Source organism: Flavobacterium psychrotrophum (genome assembly GCF_003403075.1).
Taxonomy (GTDB): Bacteria; Bacteroidota; Bacteroidia; order Flavobacteriales; family Flavobacteriaceae; genus Flavobacterium; species Flavobacterium psychrotrophum.
On the sequence record NZ_CP031557.1, the window covers coordinates 3,675,399 to 3,699,775 of the forward strand.

Annotated in this window: 29 protein-coding genes and 1 tRNA gene; 9 read left to right on the top strand and 21 right to left on the bottom strand. The window is 39.5% G+C overall.

Annotated elements, in window-relative coordinates:
• Nucleotides 1-45 precede the first annotated feature (45 nt).
• From DYH63_RS21510 to DYH63_RS15810, 4 genes are all read right to left on the bottom strand, one after another.
• Nucleotides 46-363: a hypothetical protein gene (locus DYH63_RS21510; protein ID WP_205528259.1), complete on the bottom strand. Its 318-nt coding sequence runs from the start codon at nt 361-363 to the stop codon at nt 46-48.
• Nucleotides 364-581: 218 nt separating this feature from the next.
• Nucleotides 582-980 carry a hypothetical protein gene (locus tag DYH63_RS21515; protein WP_205528260.1) on the bottom strand — a complete coding sequence of 133 codons (399 nt, stop codon included), beginning with the start codon at nt 978-980 and terminating at the stop codon, nt 582-584.
• 166 nt (nt 981-1,146) lie between these two features.
• Nucleotides 1,147-1,563: an RNA-binding regulator gene (gene rbp / locus DYH63_RS15805; protein WP_116789711.1), complete on the bottom strand. Its 417-nt coding sequence runs from the start codon at nt 1,561-1,563 to the stop codon at nt 1,147-1,149.
• 209 nt (nt 1,564-1,772) lie between these two features.
• Nucleotides 1,773-2,249, bottom strand: a complete 477-nt coding sequence (locus DYH63_RS15810) for a DUF6252 domain-containing protein (RefSeq protein ID WP_162927057.1) — start codon at nt 2,247-2,249, stop codon at nt 1,773-1,775.
• A gap of 225 nt (nt 2,250-2,474) precedes the next feature.
• Here DYH63_RS15810 and DYH63_RS15815 point away from each other — a divergent pair, with 225 nt between their 5' ends.
• The 3 genes from DYH63_RS15815 (at nt 2,475) to DYH63_RS15825 (ending at nt 4,382) form a co-directional block, all read left to right on the top strand.
• Nucleotides 2,475-3,020, top strand: a complete 546-nt coding sequence (locus tag DYH63_RS15815) for a 30S ribosomal protein S16 (protein WP_116790867.1) — start codon at nt 2,475-2,477, stop codon at nt 3,018-3,020.
• A gap of 14 nt (nt 3,021-3,034) precedes the next feature.
• On the top strand, nt 3,035-3,562 hold the full coding sequence (gene rimM / locus DYH63_RS15820) for a ribosome maturation factor RimM (RefSeq protein ID WP_116789713.1): 528 nt from the start codon (nt 3,035-3,037) through the stop codon (nt 3,560-3,562).
• A gap of 112 nt (nt 3,563-3,674) precedes the next feature.
• Nucleotides 3,675-4,382: a tRNA1(Val) (adenine(37)-N6)-methyltransferase gene (locus DYH63_RS15825; protein ID WP_116789714.1), complete on the top strand. Its 708-nt coding sequence runs from the start codon at nt 3,675-3,677 to the stop codon at nt 4,380-4,382.
• Here DYH63_RS15825 and DYH63_RS15830 read toward each other — a convergent pair whose 3' ends face one another.
• The 5 genes from DYH63_RS15830 to DYH63_RS15850 all read right to left on the bottom strand — a co-directional run bounded on the left by DYH63_RS15830 (nt 4,383) and on the right by DYH63_RS15850 (nt 9,137).
• A complete protein-coding gene (locus DYH63_RS15830) occupies nt 4,383-5,231 on the bottom strand; it encodes a peptidase associated/transthyretin-like domain-containing protein (RefSeq protein WP_116789715.1) in 849 nt (282 codons plus the stop codon).
• A gap of 157 nt (nt 5,232-5,388) precedes the next feature.
• Nucleotides 5,389-6,228, bottom strand: coding sequence for a carboxypeptidase-like regulatory domain-containing protein (locus tag DYH63_RS15835; protein WP_116789716.1), 840 nt, complete (start codon nt 6,226-6,228; stop codon nt 5,389-5,391).
• Nucleotides 6,229-6,235: 7 nt separating this feature from the next.
• Nucleotides 6,236-7,057 (bottom strand): carboxypeptidase-like regulatory domain-containing protein, encoded by an 822-nt coding sequence (locus tag DYH63_RS15840; protein ID WP_116789717.1) that lies wholly within the window; start codon nt 7,055-7,057, stop codon nt 6,236-6,238.
• 37 nt (nt 7,058-7,094) lie between these two features.
• Nucleotides 7,095-7,736 (bottom strand): hypothetical protein, encoded by a 642-nt coding sequence (locus tag DYH63_RS15845; protein WP_116789718.1) that lies wholly within the window; start codon nt 7,734-7,736, stop codon nt 7,095-7,097.
• A gap of 249 nt (nt 7,737-7,985) precedes the next feature.
• Complete coding sequence (locus DYH63_RS15850; protein WP_116789719.1) at nt 7,986-9,137, bottom strand: peptidase associated/transthyretin-like domain-containing protein; 1,152 nt, start codon at nt 9,135-9,137, stop codon at nt 7,986-7,988.
• Nucleotides 9,138-9,217: 80 nt separating this feature from the next.
• Between DYH63_RS15850 and DYH63_RS15855 the strand changes: the two genes are divergently transcribed.
• On the top strand, nt 9,218-10,396 hold the full coding sequence (locus tag DYH63_RS15855) for an acyl-CoA dehydrogenase family protein (RefSeq protein WP_116789720.1): 1,179 nt from the start codon (nt 9,218-9,220) through the stop codon (nt 10,394-10,396).
• Nucleotides 10,397-10,582: 186 nt separating this feature from the next.
• On the top strand, nt 10,583-11,224 hold the full coding sequence (locus tag DYH63_RS15860; RefSeq protein ID WP_116789721.1) for a hypothetical protein: 642 nt from the start codon (nt 10,583-10,585) through the stop codon (nt 11,222-11,224).
• A 96-nt stretch (nt 11,225-11,320) separates the two neighbouring features.
• Here DYH63_RS15860 and ald read toward each other — a convergent pair whose 3' ends face one another.
• Complete coding sequence (gene ald / locus DYH63_RS15865; RefSeq protein ID WP_116789722.1) at nt 11,321-12,415, bottom strand: alanine dehydrogenase; 1,095 nt, start codon at nt 12,413-12,415, stop codon at nt 11,321-11,323.
• Nucleotides 12,416-12,598: 183 nt separating this feature from the next.
• Between ald and DYH63_RS15870 the strand changes: the two genes are divergently transcribed.
• Nucleotides 12,599-13,225 (top strand): hypothetical protein, encoded by a 627-nt coding sequence (locus DYH63_RS15870; protein ID WP_116789723.1) that lies wholly within the window; start codon nt 12,599-12,601, stop codon nt 13,223-13,225.
• 11 nt (nt 13,226-13,236) lie between these two features.
• On the opposite strand, the gene DYH63_RS15875 is transcribed toward DYH63_RS15870, so the two are convergent.
• From DYH63_RS15875 to DYH63_RS15920, 10 genes are all read right to left on the bottom strand, one after another.
• Nucleotides 13,237-13,854 carry a hypothetical protein gene (locus DYH63_RS15875; protein WP_162927058.1) on the bottom strand — a complete coding sequence of 206 codons (618 nt, stop codon included), beginning with the start codon at nt 13,852-13,854 and terminating at the stop codon, nt 13,237-13,239.
• A gap of 27 nt (nt 13,855-13,881) precedes the next feature.
• A complete protein-coding gene (locus DYH63_RS15880; RefSeq protein ID WP_116789725.1) occupies nt 13,882-14,532 on the bottom strand; it encodes a hypothetical protein in 651 nt (216 codons plus the stop codon).
• Between the two features lie 57 nt (nt 14,533-14,589).
• Nucleotides 14,590-15,150 carry a DNA-3-methyladenine glycosylase I gene (locus DYH63_RS15885; protein WP_116789726.1) on the bottom strand — a complete coding sequence of 187 codons (561 nt, stop codon included), beginning with the start codon at nt 15,148-15,150 and terminating at the stop codon, nt 14,590-14,592.
• Between the two features lie 2 nt (nt 15,151-15,152).
• On the bottom strand, nt 15,153-15,833 hold the full coding sequence (locus tag DYH63_RS15890; RefSeq protein ID WP_116789727.1) for a queuosine precursor transporter: 681 nt from the start codon (nt 15,831-15,833) through the stop codon (nt 15,153-15,155).
• A 24-nt stretch (nt 15,834-15,857) separates the two neighbouring features.
• Nucleotides 15,858-16,265 (bottom strand): type II toxin-antitoxin system VapC family toxin, encoded by a 408-nt coding sequence (locus DYH63_RS15895; protein WP_116789728.1) that lies wholly within the window; start codon nt 16,263-16,265, stop codon nt 15,858-15,860.
• Nucleotides 16,266-16,508: a hypothetical protein gene (locus DYH63_RS15900; protein WP_116789729.1), complete on the bottom strand. Its 243-nt coding sequence runs from the start codon at nt 16,506-16,508 to the stop codon at nt 16,266-16,268. It lies immediately after the preceding gene.
• A gap of 49 nt (nt 16,509-16,557) precedes the next feature.
• Complete coding sequence (locus DYH63_RS15905) at nt 16,558-17,388, bottom strand: alpha/beta hydrolase (protein WP_116789730.1); 831 nt, start codon at nt 17,386-17,388, stop codon at nt 16,558-16,560.
• Between the two features lie 122 nt (nt 17,389-17,510).
• On the bottom strand, nt 17,511-17,837 hold the full coding sequence (locus tag DYH63_RS15910; protein ID WP_162927059.1) for a hypothetical protein: 327 nt from the start codon (nt 17,835-17,837) through the stop codon (nt 17,511-17,513).
• A complete protein-coding gene (locus tag DYH63_RS15915; RefSeq protein WP_116789732.1) occupies nt 17,786-18,748 on the bottom strand; it encodes a hypothetical protein in 963 nt (320 codons plus the stop codon). The genes DYH63_RS15910 and DYH63_RS15915 overlap by 52 nt, the downstream gene beginning before the upstream one ends.
• Before the next feature lie 113 nt (nt 18,749-18,861).
• Nucleotides 18,862-18,941 (bottom strand) — tRNA-Leu (locus DYH63_RS15920).
• 171 nt (nt 18,942-19,112) lie between these two features.
• Here DYH63_RS15920 and DYH63_RS15925 point away from each other — a divergent pair.
• The 3 genes from DYH63_RS15925 (at nt 19,113) to pth (ending at nt 21,532) form a co-directional block, all read left to right on the top strand.
• Nucleotides 19,113-20,054 (top strand): ribose-phosphate pyrophosphokinase, encoded by a 942-nt coding sequence (locus tag DYH63_RS15925; protein WP_116789733.1) that lies wholly within the window; start codon nt 19,113-19,115, stop codon nt 20,052-20,054.
• 31 nt (nt 20,055-20,085) lie between these two features.
• Nucleotides 20,086-20,694: a 50S ribosomal protein L25/general stress protein Ctc gene (locus DYH63_RS15930; RefSeq protein ID WP_116789734.1), complete on the top strand. Its 609-nt coding sequence runs from the start codon at nt 20,086-20,088 to the stop codon at nt 20,692-20,694.
• A gap of 211 nt (nt 20,695-20,905) precedes the next feature.
• Entirely contained in the window at nt 20,906-21,532 is a 627-nt protein-coding gene (pth, locus tag DYH63_RS15935; protein WP_116789735.1) for an aminoacyl-tRNA hydrolase, read from the top strand.
• A gap of 92 nt (nt 21,533-21,624) precedes the next feature.
• Here the strand turns inward: pth and DYH63_RS15940 are convergent, their stop codons facing one another.
• A complete protein-coding gene (locus tag DYH63_RS15940; RefSeq protein ID WP_116789736.1) occupies nt 21,625-24,318 on the bottom strand; it encodes a zinc-dependent metalloprotease in 2,694 nt (897 codons plus the stop codon).
• Between the last annotated feature and the right edge of the window lie 59 nt (nt 24,319-24,377).

Consider the following 24,377-nt stretch of genomic DNA (forward strand, 5'->3'; position numbering starts at 1 on the left):
AGTTGTAACCAACACCCCTGAAAGCCTCTTTGGATGGCTTTAAAGCTACAACACCCCAAAAGTTTTATTTTTATAATCAATTATAACTGTGTTTTGAAGAAAGAAAACATTACCTGCCAGACCCCAGATTTTCACAAATTTATAAAAGTCCTGAAATGTTTCCTGCTCATCATAGTACACGACAGAACCATTGAGCGTTTTATCGCCAAATTTTATTGGCAGCTTTGCCCTGACACCGTAAAAGTTTATTTGCTTACCCCAACTTGACACGCTTAAAGAATCTACAACCTCTGGCTTTGCCGTTTGAAGTGCATTTATTTTTGTTGTTGTTACTGTAAAAATACTCGAACCGGTATCAAACATTACATCTTCAGTTTTACCATTTATAAGCAGCGGTATTTTTGGCCTGCCATCATCACTTTTAAAAGGTTTAAATATTGCTTTTTTATATTGCCTAGGTATTTCTTCGCAAATAGCAATCCTTTTTTTCGGGTAATCTATTATTAAAACTTTATTCTGAAACAGGTCAGGGCCAATTGTTCCGATATGTTTTGCAGTACCTGAGTGTAGAGAATCCTTGTCTATTTTACTTCCAAAATTTTTAAAATAACCAATTTCAATATCCTAAAAGAAACAGGCCCCATTTGTAGTGCCATATTAGTGAACACCGGATTTTCTTCTCCCTGAATTAAAAACTTTTTTGAAGAGTCTATTTTATTTTTCAGCCCGGGGTAAGCATCTAAATAGGGCTGAACAGCGTTTCCGTAAATAACCGTTTTAACTGCGCCTAAGTCAAATTGCATATTAAAATTAGCCGGGATATTATCTATTTTAACAGGAACGGCTATAGAAAACTTGTCGAAATACTTTCCTGAGATCGTTTCGCCGGTCCATTCAAAAGGTATCCATTTTAATTCCTGGGCATTTGCAGCAATATTTAAAACAAGCAGTAAACAAGCAATAAAATTTCTGAGTAGCATATTTTGATTTTTTTAGGGTAAACATTGTTTTGATTGGTGTGTATAAGAAACCAAATTACAACACCATAAATTTAACCTCTTAAAAAAGCGACATAAATCGCTTAAACACACAAAAAAACCGGCATAAAGCCGGTATAAAAATATATATTGTGTATTTTTCTTTTTCTTAGTAACGACTACCACGGTCTCCACCGCCATAGCTACCGCTTCCGCCACGGTTGTATCCGCCACCGCCATTGCGATCGCCTCCACCGTAACCACCACCACTACGGCCGCCGTTACGATCTCCACCACCAAAACCACCACCGCGGTTGTTGCTGAAGCTTCTTTTTGGCTGTTGTGGCCTTGCTTCGCTCTGGTTAACAACAATTGTTCTGCCGCCAACAGTAGCGCCATTCAGCTCATCGATTGCTCTTTGGGCTTCTTCGTCGTTTGGCATTTCTACAAATCCAAACCCTTTACTCCTACCTGTAACTTTATCTGTAATGATTTTTACAGAATCTACCGGTCCATAAGCCTCAAAAGACTCTTTTAAATCTGCCTCGCCCAAACTGAATGGAAGGCTTCCAACGAAAATGTTCATAAAAACTAATTAATTGTTTGCATAGGTGTCTAACTACTCCCTGCCTGATAATATAACTACAGGCTATTTACAAATGTAGCTTTATTTAATTACAATACGGGATTTATTTTTAATTTAATAAAATTTTAATATTTACACCCTTGCATATCATAAAAAAAACTCCTGCCAGTTGGCAGGAGTTTTATATTCTAAACGTAAACAACTGAACCTTACGGAACCGCAGTAACACGTACTTTATAAAAATATCCGTTTATAAAAGATAACTCAGTACCGGCACTGTCTTTTGCAAGAAATTTAAACCTACCCGTAATAAAACCTTTTGAAAGATCTGTTTCACGCGGGTCTTCACTAATTCTTATTTCACCACCACCATTCTTTACATTTGTAGTATAATCTTCTGTAATACCGTCTGCACTAAACTCAAAAGCAGCAGTATTAGAAGAGCCTTCTCCAAGTGTATAAACACCGGCATCAAAAGCAACAGTGTGTAATGTAAGTGTTTCAAAGCCATTATTTGCCACTACGGTAAGCGCTGTACCACCATCTGTAAGGGTAGCGGTAAAGTCTTCGGCCTTCCAAAGTTCATTATTTTTAAACCCTTGTACTGCGGGATTATTAAATTTAACATCTTCCTCACAAGAGCTCAAAGCCGTCATTAACACTAAAAGTGACAAAAATTTTTTCATTATTATATACTTAGAAGGGGTAACTCAAATTTACAACGACAAAAATAGTTTTTTATAGAATATATCCTAATCAAAAAGAAATAAATCACAACAAAATTTAATATTTTGAATTTACTGTAACAGTAAAAATCATAAAATACCGATTTTGCGATATTTATACAATAATCTTTTATATATTTGCACGCTAAAATTAACGGGGTCGAGAACCCCACAATATCTACAAAGATGCCTGTAAAAATCAGATTACAAAGACACGGTAAAAAAGGAAAACCTTTTTACTGGGTTGTAGCGGCTGACAGCCGTTCTAAAAGAGATGGTAAATTCCTTGCAAAACTAGGAACTTACAATCCAAACACTAACCCTGCAACTATAGAACTGGATGTTAATGAAGCTGCTCAGTGGCTACATAACGGTGCTCAGCCTACAGATACTGCAAGGGCTATCCTTTCTTACAAAGGCGCTCTACTTAAGCACCACCTTGATGGCGGTGTGCGTAAAGGTGCACTTACACAAGAGCAGGCTGACGAAAAACTGGCTAAATGGCAAGATGAAAAAGCAGGTAAAGTTGACGCTAAGAAAGGTGACCTTTCTACAGCTAAAGCTGATGCTAAAGCTAAAGCACTTGACGCTGAGAAAAAAGTTAACGAAGACCGTATTGCTGCTGCAAAGCAAGCTGAAGCCGATGCAATTGCTGCTGCCGCTCCTGCTGCTGAAGAAGCTACATCTGAAGAAACTGCTTCTGAAGAATCAACAGAAGAAACCCAAGCTTAATTTAAATTGGCGCTATGCGTAAAGAAGATTGTTTCTATTTAGGCAAGATCGCCAAAAAATTTAGTTACAAGGGAGAAGTACTAGCCTGGCTGGATACTGACGACCCTGGGTACTATGAAGATATGGAATCGGTGTTTGTTGAAATAAACAAACACCTGGTTCCATTTTTTATTGTTAGCAGCCGTATACACAAAAATGACTTCCTGCGCATTAAGTTCGAAGACATGGAAAGTGAAGAAGATGCTGATAGAATTATGGGTTGCGGTGTTTACCTCCCCCTTACCATGTTGCCAAAACTTGAAGGCGACAAATTTTACTTTCACGAAATCATAGGCTTTACCGCTTCAGACAAACGCCTGGGCGACATAGGTAATATTGTAGGCATAAACGACACCTCATCACAAGCTCTTTTTGAAATTAAAAAAGGCGATATTGAGATACTTGTACCCATGATAGATCACTTTATTGTAAAGGTAGACCGCGAAAATAAAACCATTTTCTTAGATACTCCCGAAGGACTGGTTGATCTTTACTTAGAGTAGGTTTTTGGTTTCAGGTTTCAGGTTTTTTGAAAGTTGTTGCACTTTATACCGTACAAGGTTTTAGAGGCTTCCAATAATTTAAAATTTATCATTCAAAATTCAGAATAATAATTTGTTCCAGTTTAAGCAATTCAACATTCAGCAGGATAAATGTGCCATGAAGGTAGGTACCGATGGTGTATTGCTTGGCGCATGGGCACCTGTAACACATAATCCCTACAGCATACTGGATATTGGTGCAGGAACCGGGCTTATAGCCCTTATGCTGGCACAGCGTAGTTTTGCCGAACAGATAGATGCCCTGGAAATTGATGACGCTGCTTACGAGCAATGTGTAGATAATTTTGAAAACTCCCCATGGGGCGATAGGCTGTTTTGCTACCATGCCGGGCTGGATGAATTTATGGAAGAGCCCGAAGATGAATATGACCTGATTGTTAGCAATCCCCCTTTTTATACCGAAGATTACACGAGCGGAAACGAACAGCGCGATGCAGCCCGTTTTGAAGCCTCATTACCCTTTGAAGATCTGGCCGAAGCAGCCGCCCTGCTATTGAGCGAAAACGGCGTACTGGCTGTAATACTACCTTTTAAAGAAGAAGCACGTTTTATTGCACTTTGCCGCGAAGAAGGCTTGTTCCCTTTTAAAATTACATACGTAAAAGGCACTCCGGAAAGCGATATAAAACGCAGCATAATGGCGTTTAGCCGTGCTGAAGCTACAGATATCATCACAGATGAGCTGATTATAGAAACAGCTCGCCATCAATATACTGATGAGTATATTGCACTTACTAAAGATTTTTATCTGAAAATGTAATTACTGCGCAGCTACTTTTATACCATAAGCAGCATTGTGCCCTTTAGAAGTCTTTATCCACTTAGCATCTCCAAGCCTTTGCCTGCAATAAGTAGTTATCGCTTCATCATCTGTGTACTCTACATTGCTATTATACCATTTATAATCTTTTTCGCCCGCTACTACTCCATCAGGATCTGTACAACTTAGCCATTCTATACCCGCATATACACCATCGGCAGGCATAATCACGCCATATTCGGTTACATTAGTTTCAACAAACCTTTTAGATTTATTATCTACATATCTTACAATATCCTCGTGCGCAAGCTCTTCGCCGGGCTCTTGTGTAGCAGTATCTATTTTATAAAAATGTAACCTGAACGCAAATTTATAACCCTCAACGGTATACCCCTTATAAGTAAACGACTCTATAGCTCTTGGTTCATTTGCCGGATTAGGGATAAACACCACGACTTCTGCCCCCTGCATGGCCATTACCTCAATGGTTCTTTTTGTCTTTAAATATCCCAAGGCAACCGGTTTAGATGGTTTTATTTTCTTTGTAATAACAACCTCTTTAAGAGCTATGGCATCTTTAGCAAGCAGTATACTGTTTTTTAAATCATCCTTAGCTATAAAAACAGTTTTGTAACCTATACAGGACACCTCTGCAACATCAAAATCTACTTTACTAAATACCACAGTACCATTTTCTGAAGCATAGGTACCAAAAACAATTTTGCCGCCCTGTTTTAATAGGAGCGTAGCAAAAGAAACAGGTTGGCGGGTATTAGCATCTAAAATGGTTACGGTTTGTGCTTTTACAATTACCGAAAAAAAGAATAACAATATGATTTGAAACTTCATAAAAAGATTGGTTTACTGCAAAATAAAGCGATTTCAACGTAAAACAACCATTGCTTGGTAATTTTTAATTTAAAAATAAAAATCACAGCAAATATTCTAAAATCATCAAAAAATACAGGTGTATTTTCTTTATTGACAATGTAGTATTTCTGCTACATCAATTGCCCAGCTCAAGCTCTATCATCACCGTGTAATTTTTATAATCAATCCACTTAAAGCCCGAATCATCTGCGCGCACGGTATATGCACTGTATTTAGGATTGCCACGCACAGGATTAAGAGCCGTAGAAACATACACCAAACTCTTAGCATCAGACCGCTTGCGCACCACTTTTGCAAAAGAGATAAAAAACCCATCGGGCGGTAACTGTATCTTTAATTTAGCCAGGTCTATGCGCACTGTATGCGGGCCATCTTCTTTAATTTCGCAAAGAATATTCTTATCATAAACATAATCACCCGGTTTACCGTCTTTACCTACAGCCCTGATAATAACATTTAAACACTGTTTTTTTCTGGTACTGAATACTTTTACCGAGAGTCCCTGCAGATAAGGGTTATCTTTATACAGCGGTCGGGGTGCAAAGTACTGCCCTGTAATCTGGTCATTAACTTCAAAAAGCAAACCAGGTTCAGACATCTCATCACCTGTTAGCAAAAAACTTTCTTTAACCGTACTGCCCTTGCGACTTTCTAATTGTACAGCCGGATGTAGTGTGGCATTATTATTTAAAAAGATACTGTCCAGTTGTTTTGTATAGGCTATTTTTTTAACCGCATAATGTGTAGCGCTAATAGTTAGGGTATCTTGCTCCTTTACACCTCTTAACGGAAATTTGCCCTGCTCATTTGTACTCGTGCCAAAAGCCCTGCTTTTTACAAGAACGTGTGCATATGCTATAGGTTGCCTTGTTTTACTATCATAAATACCGGTCTGCGCAAATGCCTGATGGCAGCAGCAAATCAAGAAAATTAAAAGGAATGTATTTAATTTCATCGTAAATTTAATTGCTTAGTTCAAGTTCTATAGCCATGGTGTAATGCGGCACAGTTTTGTCCCATTCAAAAGCAGTACCATCTTCATTAATACCGCAAAGATAGCTTGGTGCTCCCTTTTCAGGATTAGGGTACAGCGCAATATTTGGCGGAGACCATTTTTCTACTTTACCTATAAACACACGTTCAAACAGGAGGTAAAAACCATCTTCGGGCAATCTAATATTATGGCCTTCAAGGTCTACATGCAAAACATGTTTACCTTTTTTTACCTCGCATACTAAATTTTTATTATAAAGATAATCGCCCGGCTGCCCGTTTTTATCTACAGCACGTATAGAAACATTAAAATACTGCCCCTTTACACTATTGTATGTAGCAACAGAGAAACCATCAAGATAAGGATAATCAGCATATACGGCTTTAGGCGGAAAAAATTTACCCGACTCAAAGGCTGTTATATTTTCATATATGGGCGACTTTCCTTTCAAAAAACCGTCTTTAATTTTTTGGCCTTTGCGGTTTGCTATAACCACCTCCCGCAGTTGTATGACGGCGGGGTTTAAAAAAACACTGTCTGTAGACGGGCTATAAATTACATTCTTGCTTGCGTATCCTAAGGCAGAAATAGTCAAGGTGTCTGATACCTTTATCCCCTTTTCAGGAAACATACCCTGCTCATTTGTGCTCGTACCATATTTCCTGATCTTTACAATAATGTTTGCATAGGCAATAGGTTGTTTTGTATTACTATCATAAAGACCGGTTTGGGGAAATGCCTGCTGCATGCAGCAAAGAAATACAAGAACAAATAATGTATATACTTTCATAATAAAAAAAGTGGGGCTGCTTAAGCAGCCCCATTAATTAATCTCCGTTTGGATGTTCATCAACGATAGCCGTAGAATTACAATCTGCCGGAACATGAAGATCCGGATCATTATCTTCAACAGTACTAAATCCTATCCAAAACGCATAATATGTTCTGGTCATTTTCCTGTAACAAGGTTTTCCCTGATAAAGGTTAGAACCAACCTGCCCGGTCCACTCCCAACCCCAAAATCTGCTAACACCTACTCTTGGCGGCGTATATGGGTTAAAAGTAACAGGATTATAGTTTGGATCTTTTGTTAAATCATAAATACCTAATGGCGTAATGCTCGTTTTAGCAAACTCCGTAGCAGTACCCCTTGTTGCATCATACTCATAATAAAGATCCTGATCAGGAGTTTCAACAATATAACCTTTAGGCCTTGTTGCACCTGCCAGCGTTACTTCTGTAACTTTATATATAACACCTGCATCATTTACGGCTCTCTGAGTACTAAGCCTGTATGTTGAGCCATATAAGCGCGTAAGTACCGGATTAAAATCGGCAGCACCACGGGCTGCAAGTACATTAACACTCTGGCTATCTTCTGAGAGTACATTATCCTCATTTGAACAGGAAACAAATAGCAATGATGCTAAAGCAAACATAGTGAGTTTGCCAATCAGATTGGTTTTCATAAGATTAAAATTTTTAGAAACAATAAGGATTAAGTTGGTATTTAATCCCCGGTTGGTGCCTACTCTTATAAAGGATTTTCAGCTTACTCCCTACATTGCAATGCATTACAATATTAAGAATTATTTCCTGAAGGTGGTTTCCCGTTCAACAATTAAAAGTGTCTTTAATCGAATTAATCCTTTACTTTTTACAAGGAACTGAAACAGCAACATACAACATAGTATAAGTTTACAACAACCAAAGATATTTTACTCACTGCTTATTGTAAGCCCAAAAGAGGGTACCCTATAGGCATCAGAAGACGCCTCTGTTTTAAGCACTTCAGTATAATCATGTAAAACCCTTTTATTTACATTATCCCAACCCTTATTATTAAATAACACAGGCCTTTCAAAATATATCATTTCCTGACTTATAAACGATTCAAAAAGAAGAGAAGCGGCTATTGGCAACAGATTACCTTCTGCATCACAAGCCCCTAAACCTTCTACACCTACGCATACACCTCCATTTGGGAACACTAAATTTAGTTTTGAAAGATTAATTTCTTTTGCCCCCTTTTCTCCTTTTTCTACAAAAAAAACAAAGTCGTCAGTTAAAAGCTCTTTTCCGGGAATACCGGTTAACAAATCTAATTCGTAAAAATGAAGCCTGCATGCAAATCTGTGTTTACATTTAAGTATGTTAAAGACAAATGATTTTATTCTTGCAGCTACCTGATGAGAATTCTTTATATAAACTGCAGTAATTATCCCTTTAGAAACACCATAAAACATAGTCTTTTTTTCTTTTGAGTAACCTACAAGCAAATCTTTTTGATTAACATTACTGTTTATAATTACTTCATCAAGCTGATACGTTTTTTCTTTTAAAAAGATTACTTCTTTAACCTCATCTATAAAAACTTTCTTTGACTCATATCCAATACAACTGATTTCTAAGAAATCATAGTGACCTAATATCGTTAATTGGCCATCTTCATTGCTATACGCACCAGATGTGACTTTTAAATCCTGATTCAAAATTACAGTAGCAAACGGAACAGGCTGCCCGGTTACAACATTAACAATAGTAACACTTTGCCCATAGCAGCAATATCCTACGAAAAACAACATAGAAGTTAGGGCAAACATAAGGAGTTTGCCAATCAGATTGGTTTTCATAAGATTTAAAATATTTAAGAATTTAGGATTAAGTTGGTATTTAATCCCCGGTTGGCGCCTACTCTTATAAATGATTTTCAGCTTACTCCCTACATTGCAATGCATTACAATATTAAGAATTATTTTAATATGCCGGCTCACTTTTAAACAATTAAAAATGATTTTAATCGAGTTGTATGATTCGTATTTTATTGCTGCTTTATTACCCCAAACCCGGTCAACAACGATTTCTTTCAATTAAACATAAAAATCACAACAAAATTTTGCACATTTGTTAGAAATGTAATTACATTTGCTTTAGTCATAAACACAAACAAATGAAACCAGATCTTTTTCAGGCTCCTGATTATTATTTACTTGACGAACTTCTAACCGAAGAACATAAAATGGTGCGCGACGCTGCCCGCGAGTGGGTAAAGCGTGAGGTGTCTCCCATTATAGAAGACTACGCCCAGAAGGCTGCCTTCCCTACACAAATTATTAAAGGCCTTGCCGACATTGGCGCGTTTGGCCCTTACATACCCGAAGAATATGGTGGTGCCGGCCTGGACCAGATAAGCTATGGCCTTATTATGCAGGAAATAGAGCGCGGCGACAGCGGCGTGCGCAGTACAGCATCGGTACAATCATCTTTGGTAATGTACCCGATATGGAAGTACGGTAACGAAGAGCAGCGCAACAAATACCTGCCTAAACTTGCCAGTGGCGAATTTATGGGCTGTTTTGGCCTTACCGAGCCTGATTATGGCAGTAATCCCGGCGGTATGGTAACCAACTTTAAAGATAAAGGAGACCACTACCTGCTTAATGGTGCCAAGATGTGGATATCTAATGCCCCGTTTGCTGATATTGCAGTAGTATGGGCTAAAGATGAAAGCGGACGCATACACGGGCTTGTTGTAGAGCGTGGCATGGAAGGCTTTACGACACCGGAAACGCATAACAAATGGTCGCTTAGGGCTTCGGCAACCGGCGAACTGATTTTTGATAATGTAAAAGTTCCTAAAGAAAACCTGTTGCCTAACAAAAGTGGGCTGGGTGCGCCGCTAGGCTGCCTAGATTCTGCACGCTACGGCATAGCATGGGGTGCAATAGGTGCTGCAATGGATTGTTATGATACTGCACTGCGCTACAGCAAAGAGCGTATACAGTTTGACAAACCCATAGGCGCTACACAACTTCAGCAGAAGAAACTTGCCGAAATGATTACCGAAATTACCAAGGCACAGCTGCTTACCTGGAGGCTTGGCGTATTGCGCAACGAAGGTAAAGCTACTACAGCGCAAATATCTATGGCTAAACGAAACAATGTAGACATGGCACTTACCATAGCACGCGATGCGCGCCAAATGCTGGGTGGCATGGGCATTACCGGCGAATACAGCATTATGCGCCATATGATGAATCTTGAAAGTGTGGTTACCTATGAGGGCACACACGACATCCACTTGCTTATTACAGGTATGGATGTTACCGGCTTTGCCGCTTTTAAATAGTACCTGTCCTAAACTTAAATAAAAGAAGCCCGGAACCTGTAAAGGTCTCCGGGCTTTCTTCTTAAACATCGAGAAGCTTCGAGTTTTAACTATTTGTTAAATTTAGTTTTAAAGAAAATAGTAATTGTGTATATTCATTTATATTGCACGCAATAACAACCACCAATCTTAAGTATTATATTTCAAATGAAAACTAAATTCATTCTGCCTTGTTTAGGCATTATAGCTCCATTATTACTATTTTCTCAGGAAGCACCAAAACATCAAAATAATTCTGTCACTTTAGGCGGCTACACAGCAAGCTTTACCGATATTAATGGCTACGCTGTAGCAGTCGGTTATCAGTATAAACTCCACCGATATATAACTATTGAAGGCAATATATCACATGCTTCAGGAAGTAGTTTTCCGGATTATTTGGAGCAGCAAACAGAGACTGATCCAGACTCTCCAACACAGTGGTCAACAAAAACCGCAGTAGAAAATATAGCTGCCAATTTACACTTTTCTGTTATTAACAATAAACACCATTTTTTGTCGGCATATGCGGGTTTAGGATATATGTCTGTAGCATCTACTGACTATATTATGACAAAATCTGTTGTTTATAACCAGGGTGTAATATCAATAAGTTCCAGTTATTACTTATATGCCGAAAAGAAAAGTTTTGCCTCAAAAAATTATGGCCTACAATACAAGTACAGTTTTAACAATGGATTTCAGGTAGGTGCAGACATTAGAGGCGTATCGCCTTTGGGTAAAAATTCGTTTCTTGGTCAGCCTAATTATTTATCAGCTGGTATCCTGATAGGAAAAAAGTTCAAATAGTTTCATGCTTAAAACAAAAGAAGCCCGGAACCTGTAAAGGTCTCCGGGCTTTCTTCTTAAACAGAAACAAAAAAACAATATAACAATAATAACAAACTAGACTAAAGAGGTTTGAAAAGCATCGTGTATCTCATCGATCATTACTTCGCCTTTCACAATATTAAGTCCGCGGCCCAGGTCAGGGTATTCGCGGCAGGCGGTTTCCCAGCCCAGGTTGGCAAGCTTTAACACATAAGGCAGCGTTACATTAGTAAGTGCCAGCGTACTGGTGTAGGGCACTGCGCCCGGCATATTTGCCACACAATAGTGCACTATGTCGTTTATAATATAAGTAGGATCTTCGTGTGTGGTGGGGCGCGTGGTTTCAAAACAGCCACCCTGGTCTACTGCCACATCTACTAACACTGTACCGGGGCGCATTTCTTTAAGCATGGCACGGGTTATAAGCCTTGGCGCTTTAGCTCCCGGTATCAGTACGGCACCTATTATAAGGTCGTGGTTTTTTATATGTCGTTTTATATTATACACACTGCTATACTCTGTAACCACGTGTGGCGGCATTACATCATTTATATAGCGCAGGCGTTTCATATTAATATCAAGCACGGTAACGTGGGCACCTAATCCTGCGGCCATTTTTGCAGCCTGAACTCCTACTACCCCGGCACCTAAAATCAGTACCTTGCCCGGCGGTACACCCGGTACACCGCCAAGCAATACACCACGGCCCTTAATGGGTTTTTCAAGATATTTAGCACCTTGTTGTATGGCCATGCGCCCTGCAACCTCGCTCATTGGCGTAAGCAGTGGCAACGAGCCGTCATCATCTTTTACGGTTTCGTAAGCAATACATACCGCCTTACTGGCAATCATGGCCCGTGTAAGGCTTTCGCTGCTCGCAAAGTGGAAGTAGGTAAAAATAACCTGGTTTCGTTTTATAAGCTGATATTCCTGCGGAATGGGTTCTTTAACTTTAACGATCATCTCGCCCATGGCATAAACAGCCTCAATACTGGGTAGCATTATGGCTCCTGCTTCGCGATAATCTTCATCAGAAAAACCACTCCCCATACCGGCCGTTTCCTGTATAAAAACTTCGTGCCCGTAATTTACTAATTCAAACACCCCTCCCGGCGTAAGGGCTACCCGGCTTTCATTGTTCTTTATTTCCTTAGGAACCCCTATTTTCATGGCGGTGTATTTTAATTTCATGCAAATATACAAACTACACCCCTAAATAAAAAACACCTCTAACTTAAAAAACCACAAACACTGCTTAACACCCCCTCATCTAGAAGGGGTACAGGTTTAACACAAGTACTTTAGAGTCTGCCTTATAAATTTTGTAATTTTACAGAGATCCAAACCTTTTATATGAAAAAACTTCTGTTCATAGCATTACTGGCACTTACCGCCTGTAAAAACGAAACAAAAACTACCGATATCCTGACCGACAGCATAAATAGCGATACTGTTACTACCGAATTGCCAATACACACAAAAGAAGACGGCAGCACGCCCATAGCCCCTGAGCGCACTACGGCAAATCCGGATGAATATGTTACAGGCAAATTTGTTCCCGGCAAAGAAGTAACAGCAATGGCAACTCTGATACGCCAAACCGATGGCAACCCTGCCGAAGACGGTACTGCCGCCATCTACAGTATTACCTTTAACGACCCTAACATACCCACCATACCTGCCGGTTGCTGTGAGCTGATACTGATTAATGAAGGCGACCTTGATGGAGATGGCACTGAAGAGCTATCGCTATGCCAGGCACCTATGAATGGTTGCACTTTTACCATGACCACCTATTCTTTTAAAAACGACAAATGGAAACAGGTAATAGCACCGTTTCTTATCACTACCGGATGTGAGGGTACCAGCCGCGCAGAAATGGATAAGCGCATTATAAAGGAGGGAAATAAAGTGTATACCCTACAGGCCGACCCAAATGATGAGGAAGGAAAATTGCTAAAGAAGGAAGTTAAATTATAAACTTCGGCAAACTACAATACCGTTTGCCTTACAACCATCTTTAATGCCTGGCAGTGTTTTGCTTCGCTCCATCCCGGCTGGTTATAACGCTGCCTGTAAGCCCTATATTTTTTCTTGTCGCCACACACAAAATGTATCTCGCTATCGCGCGTATATTCTGTAAGTACCGGCGGAGTTATCCTTTTTAAAGATATATAAACCTGTCCCGGATTATAAACAGATAAACCAGAAACATCAACTATCATTTTACCGTTTTGGTTGCCAGAGATTGTAAACTTATGTCGTGCCGGTAGTTGTTTACCCGGACTGCCATCTGCATTAACTTCATAAAACAGAAACTCCATTTCAACATCCTTAAATGTAATTGAGGTTTTGTAAAATATATTATTCACATCAATCTGTATTGATTGCAGGTAACCTGCCGGAAGTGCATTTACAAGCGTTGCAATTTCGCTGTTATAATCAAAATGTTCATGATGAGTACATGAAGTGCTATAGCGTATTGATTTTGTCTTTAGTTTTTTGTTGCTTATTGCAACCTCCTGAAGCTTTATAGTATCTTTTTCAAGATTTTGCCCAAAGCAAAAGCAGGTTAAGAGCATTAGAGTACTTACAAGCAATTTTTTCATAATGATGTTTGGCGGTCATTTATATTACTATTCCTGTTTTTTTTTAGCTGGCAAGACGATTTCTTTTATTGTCATTTTGTAAGTTGCCGAAGCGTAGTCTAAACGCACCCAATTCTTTAGCTTAGAATTATACTGATAAGAAATGTATCCGTCTCCACTGCATTGGCAATGCACTTCCATATCTGCTTTGTCATCTAGTGCACCGGGGCTTACCCTGCGCAAGCCTACAAAAAAACTACCGGGGTTTTTAACCATGGGATATGGCACCGGTATTTCTAACTTTCCTGTATGCGATCCTTTTAATGTAAACAAAAGCGGCTGCCCTATCAAAGCACCGGGGCTACCTGCCGGGGTTACCTCATAAAAAACAAGCTCAAGACCTACATCCTTAAAATCAGATGAAGCACTCTTAGCACTTACTTTATGGTTAAAATTAAATGTTACCGAACTAATATACCCCTCGGGCATATCAGCAACCAGGCTAACCTTTTCGAAACCGTAATGCACATAACCAAAATAAGAACATATTCCTGAAAAACGTTTCTTAACGGTTTTGGATTTCTTTGGCGGTATACTTCCAACAAAAATTTCTTTGAGTTGTATGGTGTCTTTTTCAAGATTTTGAGCAAAACAAAAACAGGCCGAAAGTAGCAGTATAAATAAAAGAAAACGTTTCATAAAGTAGTGTTGGTTACTCTATAAAACGCTTTTTAATAAAATAAATTATATAATGTATTATTGCTTTACCCAGCAATTAGACACATGATCGTTAACCATACCCGTAGCCTGCATGTGTGCATAAATAATGGTACTGCCTACAAATTTAAAGCCACGCTTTTTAAGGTCTTTACTTATTTTGTCGCTTAGTGGTGTGGTAGCAGGCACTTCGCTTAAAGAGTTTACCTTATTATCTATAGGCTTACCATCGGTAAAAGCCCAAAAGTATTTACTAAAGCTACCAAACTCCTCCTGCACTTTTATGAAATTCTGCGCATTTGTAATAGCCGAATGCACTTTAAGCTTATTACGTATGATGCCGGGATCTGCCATGAGCCTTTCAATTTCTTCCTCGCCATACTTGGCTATCTTTTTATAATCAAAATTTTCAAAAGCCTGCGCAAAGGTTTCGCGGCGTCGCAATATGGTTATCCAGCTAAGCCCCGCCTGAAAGGTTTCAAGCAACAGGAACTCAAACAAGGTTTCGTCATCATATACCGGCCTACCCCACTCTTCATCGTGGTATTTTTGGTACAGCGGGTCGGTTCCGCACCAGCCGCAGCGAATTTTATCGTCCATAATTATATTTGGTTAGGTTTATGGTTGTGCACATATTTCTCTATCAGCCAGTGGCCAAGGTAAATAAGCGGCGTCATTAATATGGCAATAATAAGCTTTACGCTATAGTTTGTAATACCCGCCTCTATATACATAGGAAAACTCATTTTCCCTGTGGCATAAAACGCAATGCCAAGTACTATAAAAGAGTCAAAGAATTGCGAAATAACGGTTGAACCAGTACTGCGCAGCCATATCATTTTTTCGCCTGTTTTTCTTTTAAAGAAGTGAAACAGCGTTACATCTATAAGCTGCGATATAATAAAGGCCGTGATGCTACCCACAATAATCCACATACTTTGCCCAAACACAGCAGTAAACTGCGCATCGGTAACCCAGCCGGGGCCATTAGCGGCAGGTATTTGCATGGCAAAATACAGCAGTATAAAACAGTAGGCAAGCAGGCAGGCCGTAATTACAGAAAGGCGGCGTACACCTTTTTGCCCAAAGTATTCGTTAATAAGATCGGTTGTTACAAACACAACCGGCCAAGGCACAACGCCTACACTCATTAAAAAAGGCCCTTGCCCAAATATTGGCCCAATGTTAATCAGTTTTCCGCCAATGAGTTCGGCAATAACGGCATTGGTAATAAAAATTCCGGCAAGGATGACGTATAGGGTACTTTTGCGGTTTTCGAACATTGAAATTAAAAAATATTATTATGCTTATATGGTATCCTCAAACCAATTTTCAAGATGAATTCCTTCAAGTCTCACAAAATCTTTGGTATTATCCGTAACTAAGATGAGTTCATTTTCTACTGCTGTTACACCAATCAATAAATCAAATTCGTCATGCATTGGTGTCCCTGCTTTTCTCAAACGAACTTTTTCAGTTGCATACCTTTTAATGCTACCATAAATAGGCACAATAGTCAGCCCATTTATAAAGCTATCTACGGCAACATGATTTTTAGAAGGATTAAGGCTATTTTCAGCTCCAAAGCGCAACTCGGCAACTGTAATTTCAGATATGTAACAATTCTTAAGCCCCTTAGCCTTAAATATGCTATCTATATCAAGCTTGCCTCTTAAAAAAAAGACGCAGATACTGGTATCGATTAAGTAGCGCATCTAGAAAGAAATATCCTTATTAATAAATTGCCTGTTATCTTTTATATCCTTTATAATTTCTTCTGCATTAGCAGCGTCATCAAAAGCGCCAAAAGATTTATAAAAAGCAGCTTCTCTCTTACTGGTAGAAAGTTTTTTTAACGATTTAGCCAAGCGCTCCAAAAGCTCTAATTTATTAACATCACTTAGCCCCTCAAACATATTTGAGTACGCATCTACAATATTTTTATCAATTACAGCCATATCTTTTTTCAAATATACGCAAAAAACCTATAAGCAAAAACGACAATTGTTACTCCCATTTCTTAACCCATGCCTCCATAGCATCAATATTCATTTTTTCGGTATCGGGGCTGTTCATTCCCACATCGTGTCCTTTACCCGGGCGGATAATAAGATTAGACGGCACATTTATTTGCTTAAGTTTTTCCTCAAAACGTACCGATAGGTGATAATCTACAAGTTCGTCGTTATCGCCATGTATAAGTTGAGTCGGAACTTTACTAATATGGAAATACGGGCTCACATTTTCAAATGCACTAACGTCAGCTCCCTCAGCGGGGTTGTAACCGGCATTAGCAAGGTCTTCAAGAATTTTTATCCTGCCCTGCTTGTACAGCCCCGGTAAAAAAGTTTCGGCATCAAAAATAGAAGGCGCGCACATGGCGGTAATACTGCTTACTTTTCGTTTACTTACATAACCGTACATTAGCGAAAGGTGTGCCCCGGCACTAATACCTACAAGGTTTAAACCTTTAAGGGTATAACCATATTTTTTAGCATTGTCCTGCACATACTGTACTGCGCTATCTATATCGTCTAGCAATTGGAGCAAGTGAACCGAATCGCTTACGTATCGGTAATCTACATTAGCCACTACAAAACCGCGATCGCGCAGGTCGCGCGCATGCTTATCAGTATATTCATTACCACCCATGCTCCATGCACCTCCATGCAGCATAATAACAACCGGTGTTTTCTTATTGATATCCTTCGGAAGGAAAAGATCGAGCTGTTGCTGTTTAGCAGCACCATATTTAAGGTGATACAGTTCTTTTTGTGCAAAGGCATTTGTAGCAATAAATATGAAGATACCCATAAGGGCAGTAAGTTTTGTTCTCATAATAATGGATGTGTTTTGGAAACGCTAAGGTAAGGGATTTTCTATCGGAAATTTTAGAGAAAACCAGACGCAATACCTAAAATAGCAGCAGAAAAACGACACGCCTTATAACACATAATGCTCTATATAAACCATGTAATTATTCCATTATTATAAAACCCTACCCGTTTTTCCATAAGAAACAGGAAACTTTTTTTAGCGACAAACTGAAAATCTATTACATTCATGCGGTAACCTATAGCTGCTTTTTGACCTGACTGCCACAACAACCCTGGCTTTATCATGAGTGTTTTAGAATATTTACCAAAAAGACTCTTATCTAACCTGAAAAAGCCCTCGCTTGTGTAAAAATAAAAATGTTTATCGAAAGCATTATACGTTACCGGCCCCACATATTCTAACAGGTCAGGAAACAAATATTCATAATCATACGTAAGTAAATTAGGCAAATCGGTAAACTTATATTTCCCCCGCTTATCTTTTTCCCAACTTTAATCGATCCGTCCAGAAAAAAATGCATGAGGCTTTCAGTAATTACTACTTCTCCTTTACCATTTTCAGCAACCCCTTTTAAATTTCCGGTTAGCGTAGCATCTGCCAGTAATGTTCTTTTACCGGCATATTGAGGATTATCGTAATGAGCTCTTAAACGCTTTTTATTTTTTAGAGAAAACACATACGCACTATCCTTCTGCATTTCGCGGTTTAGCTTATCTTTTCTTTCTTTATTGATTCTTAAACTTTTACGATCATCAAATGTTTCACTAAAGTTTCTGTATTCATAAAATGTAAGCGTATTTAAATCAAACACTACATTGTAAGCACCAAATTCACCGTGATCGTACATCATCCATAAATGTTCTTCGGAATCCATATAATAAAAATCGGCACGTTTTACCACTCCTGGCCTACGGTACTCATAGAAACGCAAGGCATCTGTAGGTTTGTTGAGTATACCTTTATAAATCATTCCTTGTGACGTAGCGAAAAGTGGAAGATTTTCTTTGTCATAAAAAACACTGTGCACGGTGCCTAATTCAGCGTCTTTTAAAAAAGGATCTGTTTGCATGCCTTTTAACTCTGCAATACCCTTCTCTGCCTTATAACAAAACACTTTTCCGAGCTTGTCTTTTGCTAAAGCTGTAACCTGATCAGATATTAGGGTGCGCAAAGTATCGCCATTCATCTGCCAAACAAAAAGCTGATTATGGGTATCAAGTGCATATATGTAATCTGAACTGTAATGCATTTGCTTGTATGCCACAGGAAGATCCTGATGTTTTTGAGGTATGCTATCGGTAGTTTGAGAAAAAACACAACAGTTGTATAAAACGGAGATAACAAACAAAAAGAATTTCATGGTTGGGGCGGTTTTCCCAAAAATAGTAAATCTGCCTTTAACTACTATATGAAATCACCTGAAAGGATAATAACTTTAAAACTAAAAAAGCCTCTCATTACTGAGAGGCTTTGTACCTAGAGTGGGAATCGAACCCACACACCGAAGTACGCGAGTTTGAGTCGCGCGCGTCTACCAATTCCGCCATCCAGGCATATAAAACAAACCCGACTTATAGAATGTTTTCCGGCTGCAAAAATAGAAAATAATATTTAATTTCAGGAAAATAAGAACACTTTTTACCTAATGTATTGAATTAAATTTCTAAATTTGCACCCTGTTTAGAAACACAACACACTAACTAACTACTAAACAGTATATTGAAATGTCGTATTTAGAACCGGAAGCTAAGATATTTGCTTGTTCTCAAAGTACATACCTGGCAGAAAAAATTGCTGCTAATTATGGTATTCCATTAGGCAAGGTATCATTTTCGCATTACAGCGACGGCGAATTTCAGCCGTCTTTTGAAGAGTCTATAAGGGGTTTACGCGTATTTTTAGTATGCTCTACCTTTCCCAGCGCGGATAACCTTATGGAACTGCTGTTGATGATTGATGCAGCCAAAAGGGCTTCGGCAAGACACATAACTGCCGTAATACCTTACTTTGGCTGGGCACGCCAGGACAGGAAAGACAAGCCACGTGTACCCATAGGGGCTAAGCTTGTTGCAAAATTGTTAGAAACGGCCGGCGCTACCAGGATCATGACCATGGACCTGCACGCTGACCAAATACAAGGATTTTTTGAGAAACCGGTAGACCACCTGTTTGCATCGACCATCTTTGTACCGTATATAAAATCGCTAAACCTGGAAAATCTTACCATAGCCTCTCCGGATATGGGTGGTAGTAAAAGGGCTTATGCATACTCTAAATTCTTAGGTTCTGATGTGGTTATATGCTACAAACAGCGCAAAGAAGCTAATAAGATAGAGACCATGGAGCTGATAGGCGACGTTACCGGCAAGAACATTGTGCTGGTAGACGACATGATAGACACCGGTGGTACGCTTGCAAAAGCAGCCGACCTGATGATGGAAAAAGGTGCACTAAGCGTTCGCGCTATATGTACACACCCTATATTAAGCGGCGGCGCTTATGAAAAGATAGAAGGGTCGCAACTGAAGGAACTTATTGTTACCGACAGTATACCACTTAAGAAGGAAACTTCTAAAATAAGGGTGGTTAGCTGCTCTGGCCTGTTTGCAGAGGTAATGCACATGGTGCAGAACAACAACTCTATAAGCGGCAAATTTTTACAGTAACTTATTTTTTATTAATTTATAATTATTTCAAATGAAATCAATTACGATCAAAGGATCTGAAAGAGAAAGCGTGGGTAAAGCGGCAACGCGTACGGCACGTAATGCTGGAATGGTACCTTGCGTGTTATACGGAGGAGATCAGCCAGTACATTTTATTGCAGAAGACAAGGCATTTAAAAACCTTGTTTATACTCCAAACGTACACACTGTAGTAATTGAACTTGCAGGTAAAACATTTAACGCTATCCTTCAGGATATCCAGTTTCACCCGGTAAGCGATGCTATACTTCACATTGACTTTTACCAACTTCATGATGATAAAGAAATCACTATGGAAGTTCCAGTAAAAGTTGTAGGTAACTCTAAAGGTGTTATGGCCGGTGGTGTACTTCGCCTTAACCAGCGTAAACTTAAAGTGCGTGCACTTCCTGCAAACCTTCCTGACTTTGTTGAAGCTGACATTACCGAACTTGAAATGGGTAACAAGCTTTACATAACTAAACTGCCTCAGGATGGTTACAAACTGCTTCAGCCAGACAACACAGTAATCGCTCAGGTACGTATTTCTCGTGCTGCGATGAAAGCTGCTCAAGAAGCTGCAAAAGCTGCAAAAGCTCCTGCAAAAGGAAAGAAAAAATAATTTTATCTTTTCGATATACTCAAAAGCGTCCTCAAAAGGGACGCTTTTTTGGTATATTAGGTAGTTAGTATTTTAGAACATTAGTATCTTGGTATTTTAGACTGTTAGTAAATGGAGGCTATCAGAATGCACTTCGTACTGCCTTAGATTTAGACATTCTAAAAATCTAAAAATCTGGCAATCTAAAAATCTAAAATTTTATCTTTGCCCCATGAAATGGCTTACCAACCTTTTTACGTCTAATAAAGAAGAAAAAGAACCTGCAGATCCTATGAAAAAGTTTTTGATAGCCGGCCTTGGCAACATAGGCGCCGAATATATACATACACGCCACAACATAGGCTTTAAAGTTCTCGACCGCCTTGTACAGCAGGAAGGCCTGGAATGGCAAACTGCAAAGCTGGGTGCCGTAGCAGAATATAAGCTTAAAGGCCGTACCCTGATTTTACTAAAGCCTAACACTTTTATGAACCTTAGTGGCAAGGCAATAAAATACTGGCTGGATAAGGAAAACATCCCTAAAGAAAATTTACTGGTTGTAACCGATGACCTCAACATACCCTTTGGTACCATTCGCATTAAGGCTAAAGGCAGCGATGGCGGCCATAATGGGCTAAAGAGCATACAACAGTTACTGAGCACATCAGATTATCCGCGCTTTCGTTTTGGTATAAGCGATGAATTTAAAAAAGGCCAGCAGATAAGCTATGTACTGGGTGAATGGGATGAAGAAGAGAAGGCCAAACTTCCGGAAAGGCTTGATAAATCTGTAGAGGCCATTAAAGAGTTTACCCTATCTGGCCTGGCAAATACCATGAGCACTTTTAACGGAAAGTAATATTCATTCAGATTATTAGAAAAGCAATCGCATTAAAACAAACAGAGCGCCTAATAAGGCGCTCTGTTTTTATTATAACTATGTCGTAATAATTACTCTATAACAATTTTACGGGTTTCTTTACGATTTCCATCCTGAACAACAACCAGGTAAACACCTTGTTGCACAGTACCCAGGCTTATGTTATTACTAAACAGCCCAGTGTTTGCATAACTCCTGTTATACACCTGCCTGCCGCTCATATCATACACACCAAGCATTACCGGTTTTTGCGATACAGATACAAACTCTACATTAAAGCTACCTTTATTAGGGTTAGGGTATAATTTAAAGTCTTTAAGTCCAAATTCTGCAACAGCAGCCGGCGTAAACACATAACCACAAACCTGTATACTCCATGAGTTTAGTGTTCCTGTATTTTGAGCCTGAATATCAGAAAACTCTAGTTGCCATGTACCCCTTGCATCTTGTCCTGCAAATGCAGAAAGACTCTCTACAGGCACATAAGTTCCTCTTGTAGGGTTACCACACACAAAGCTATTTCCGTTATCGCTGTAAGTTACATTTAGATTATCCCTGGTTCCGCACTGACGATCCCAAAGTAACACTTCGGTACTAGCAGGGCTTTTTACCTTAAATATAAGGTCGCCCACATTTGTATGGTCTGCGCTAACATTTACAGTTACAGATGTAACCCTGTTAACTCTGGTTACAGATGCGTTACTTGTAGTAAAAGCAGTAGTATTATCTGGTATAGATACGTTTCCTGTACCTTCATAAGTAGCACATTCTGTACTAACAATAAGCCCTACCGAAAAATCAATCGGGTTAACTGCATAATACACATTATTTACAGCTTCAACCATTAAACGGCAAAAAGGAGCCTGTATGTTTGCAGGCACAGTAAACGTTTCAGAGCCATCATTTGGCGTATTAGCCACAAGCACTGTGTCAAAAGTCTGGCCGCCATTAGTAGAAAGCAGGATATTTACTGTAGCTGTATTAATACCGTTTGCAGTAGTACCGGCCACATCCCAGGTTACGGTTTGCTGGTCGCCACCCTCCCATACTATATTATCATCGTCCTGAGAAGTAACAGCAAACGGCCCTGCGGTTGCATTAACTGTTATAGCTACGTCGCGTCGGCTTGTTTGCCCGCCCAAAACACTGTTATCTCTAACTGTGTAGGCAAAACGCAGGGTTCGTGCTACATCAGATGTCATCTCCCAAGTAGGGTAAAGGTTGCCTTCAAGCACATCGCTTAGTTGCGGGAAGTAACGATTTTTTGATGTTGATGGCACAACAGAACGATAGTTTGGCCCCTGTATAGCAAAGCTTGTAGGTGTATTTGCATGCAAATTATCATTAGTTACTCCGTCAATTTGCTCCCATGTATAAGTAAGAGCATCTCCATTAGCATCTGTAGCATTGCTGCCTTTTAATACAAAAGCAGTACTTCTTGGTATTGTTCTGTTAGTAAGTGCAGGAACAACAGGTGCAGCATTAGCTATTGTATTTGTTGCTGCACATCCTGTACTGGTAAGCACCTCAAAAATTTCGGCAAGGCTTACCGCATTAAAATAAGCATCTGAATGCTCCTGAACGTTAGCACCGCCACAAATACCGGCATACCCCATAATGGTGGTACCACTACCCGGCTCTACCGAAGTCCTGTTGTTGGCATTGCCATCACAACTGCCGTCTTCTCCGTTAAAAATGTGGTTACCGCCAAACTGGTGGCCCATTTCGTGAGCTACATAATCTATATCATACGGGTCTCCCACAGGCGCAGGGCTTCCTGTTATACCCATAGCTTTGCTTCTTGAACAAATAGAACCTAATTGTGCAAGGCCACCGCCACCCGTACTTACTGTATGTCCTATATCGTAGTTATTATACCCTATAATACGGTCTATTACTGTTTGCGACTCTCCTATAAGTGCTCCGGCATTATTATTAGTAAGACCATCATTACTAGTTAAAAAAATAACATTAGTATTGTTAGGCACCAACTCCATAGTAACAGCAACTTCGCGCTCATATACACCGTTAATACGGGTCATACTTACCACCATTGCGGCAAGTACGGCTGCTTTTTTTTGAGCATCTGTACCATTTGCAACGCCCGCAGCACGTATATGGAAATTAGAATATTCAAAAGTACTGGCCATTGCCAGCCTGTAAGTTCTGAATACACCGTCATTATTAGCAGGAGCACGAAGGCCCTCGCCAAAATTTTGTGCTTTTTCTTTTACCGGGTTTTCTGCCACCTCACAGCTAAAGCTACGATCTTCTTTAAGATCAACCTTACGGTAAGATATGTATGTAGCCGCATCTTTAGTATACGGGTCTATATATAAAACTCCTTTTGGAGAAAGTACCATGGCATGAAGGCCAAAAATAGTAGTACTAAAACGCACCGTAGCCGATGGGGTTTCGATACCCTGACCACTATAAGAGCGTAGTTCAGGATATTTTGCAGCAAGCTCAGGGTGCATTACAGATGCTTCGTAAATACGATAATGTTCTGTTTTGCCTTCGGCATTAGGAAAAGCAACAATAAGATTGCTGTTTCCGCCGGCACTACGCAACGGCGCTGTAGACAAAACCTTTTTAAAGGTAGCATAATCAAGGTCAAACAGGTTGTAAGTGCCAGGCATTGCTATCCTGTCCATTTTTTCCCTGCCCTTTAAAGTTGCTTCATTCGTTTTTTCCCAACCACCGTTTTGGGCATTCCCGAAGAAAAATGCAAACAATAAAATTGTTGCAAGTAATAGTTTTTTCATGATAATCTTTTAGGTAAAAGCACAAATCTAATAGCAAAATTTCATTCTACAGCTATTTA

What these genes read in the sequence shown, in the direction of transcription:
- DYH63_RS21510 (WP_205528259.1), bottom strand. Translation starts at nt 363, where the DNA reads ATGTTTGATACCGGTTCGAGTATTTTTACAGTAACAACAACAAAAATA.
- DYH63_RS21515 (WP_205528260.1), bottom strand. Translation starts at nt 980, where the DNA reads ATGCTACTCAGAAATTTTATTGCTTGTTTACTGCTTGTTTTAAATATT.
- rbp (WP_116789711.1), bottom strand. Translation starts at nt 1,563, where the DNA reads ATGAACATTTTCGTTGGAAGCCTTCCATTCAGTTTGGGCGAGGCAGAT.
- DYH63_RS15810 (WP_162927057.1), bottom strand. Translation starts at nt 2,249, where the DNA reads ATGAAAAAATTTTTGTCACTTTTAGTGTTAATGACGGCTTTGAGCTCT.
- DYH63_RS15815 (WP_116790867.1), top strand. Translation starts at nt 2,475, where the DNA reads ATGCCTGTAAAAATCAGATTACAAAGACACGGTAAAAAAGGAAAACCT.
- rimM (WP_116789713.1), top strand. Translation starts at nt 3,035, where the DNA reads ATGCGTAAAGAAGATTGTTTCTATTTAGGCAAGATCGCCAAAAAATTT.
- DYH63_RS15830 (WP_116789715.1), bottom strand. Translation starts at nt 5,231, where the DNA reads ATGAAGTTTCAAATCATATTGTTATTCTTTTTTTCGGTAATTGTAAAA.
- DYH63_RS15835 (WP_116789716.1), bottom strand. Translation starts at nt 6,228, where the DNA reads ATGAAATTAAATACATTCCTTTTAATTTTCTTGATTTGCTGCTGCCAT.
- DYH63_RS15840 (WP_116789717.1), bottom strand. Translation starts at nt 7,057, where the DNA reads ATGAAAGTATATACATTATTTGTTCTTGTATTTCTTTGCTGCATGCAG.
- DYH63_RS15845 (WP_116789718.1), bottom strand. Translation starts at nt 7,736, where the DNA reads ATGAAAACCAATCTGATTGGCAAACTCACTATGTTTGCTTTAGCATCA.
- DYH63_RS15855 (WP_116789720.1), top strand. Translation starts at nt 9,218, where the DNA reads ATGAAACCAGATCTTTTTCAGGCTCCTGATTATTATTTACTTGACGAA.
- DYH63_RS15860 (WP_116789721.1), top strand. Translation starts at nt 10,583, where the DNA reads ATGAAAACTAAATTCATTCTGCCTTGTTTAGGCATTATAGCTCCATTA.
- ald (WP_116789722.1), bottom strand. Translation starts at nt 12,415, where the DNA reads ATGAAAATAGGGGTTCCTAAGGAAATAAAGAACAATGAAAGCCGGGTA.
- DYH63_RS15870 (WP_116789723.1), top strand. Translation starts at nt 12,599, where the DNA reads ATGAAAAAACTTCTGTTCATAGCATTACTGGCACTTACCGCCTGTAAA.
- DYH63_RS15875 (WP_162927058.1), bottom strand. Translation starts at nt 13,854, where the DNA reads ATGAAAAAATTGCTTGTAAGTACTCTAATGCTCTTAACCTGCTTTTGC.
- DYH63_RS15880 (WP_116789725.1), bottom strand. Translation starts at nt 14,532, where the DNA reads ATGAAACGTTTTCTTTTATTTATACTGCTACTTTCGGCCTGTTTTTGT.
- DYH63_RS15885 (WP_116789726.1), bottom strand. Translation starts at nt 15,150, where the DNA reads ATGGACGATAAAATTCGCTGCGGCTGGTGCGGAACCGACCCGCTGTAC.
- DYH63_RS15890 (WP_116789727.1), bottom strand. Translation starts at nt 15,833, where the DNA reads ATGTTCGAAAACCGCAAAAGTACCCTATACGTCATCCTTGCCGGAATT.
- DYH63_RS15895 (WP_116789728.1), bottom strand. Translation starts at nt 16,265, where the DNA reads ATGCGCTACTTAATCGATACCAGTATCTGCGTCTTTTTTTTAAGAGGC.
- DYH63_RS15900 (WP_116789729.1), bottom strand. Translation starts at nt 16,508, where the DNA reads ATGGCTGTAATTGATAAAAATATTGTAGATGCGTACTCAAATATGTTT.
- DYH63_RS15905 (WP_116789730.1), bottom strand. Translation starts at nt 17,388, where the DNA reads ATGAGAACAAAACTTACTGCCCTTATGGGTATCTTCATATTTATTGCT.
- DYH63_RS15915 (WP_116789732.1), bottom strand. Translation starts at nt 18,748, where the DNA reads ATGAAATTCTTTTTGTTTGTTATCTCCGTTTTATACAACTGTTGTGTT.
- DYH63_RS15925 (WP_116789733.1), top strand. Translation starts at nt 19,113, where the DNA reads ATGTCGTATTTAGAACCGGAAGCTAAGATATTTGCTTGTTCTCAAAGT.
- DYH63_RS15930 (WP_116789734.1), top strand. Translation starts at nt 20,086, where the DNA reads ATGAAATCAATTACGATCAAAGGATCTGAAAGAGAAAGCGTGGGTAAA.
- pth (WP_116789735.1), top strand. Translation starts at nt 20,906, where the DNA reads ATGAAATGGCTTACCAACCTTTTTACGTCTAATAAAGAAGAAAAAGAA.
- DYH63_RS15940 (WP_116789736.1), bottom strand. Translation starts at nt 24,318, where the DNA reads ATGAAAAAACTATTACTTGCAACAATTTTATTGTTTGCATTTTTCTTC.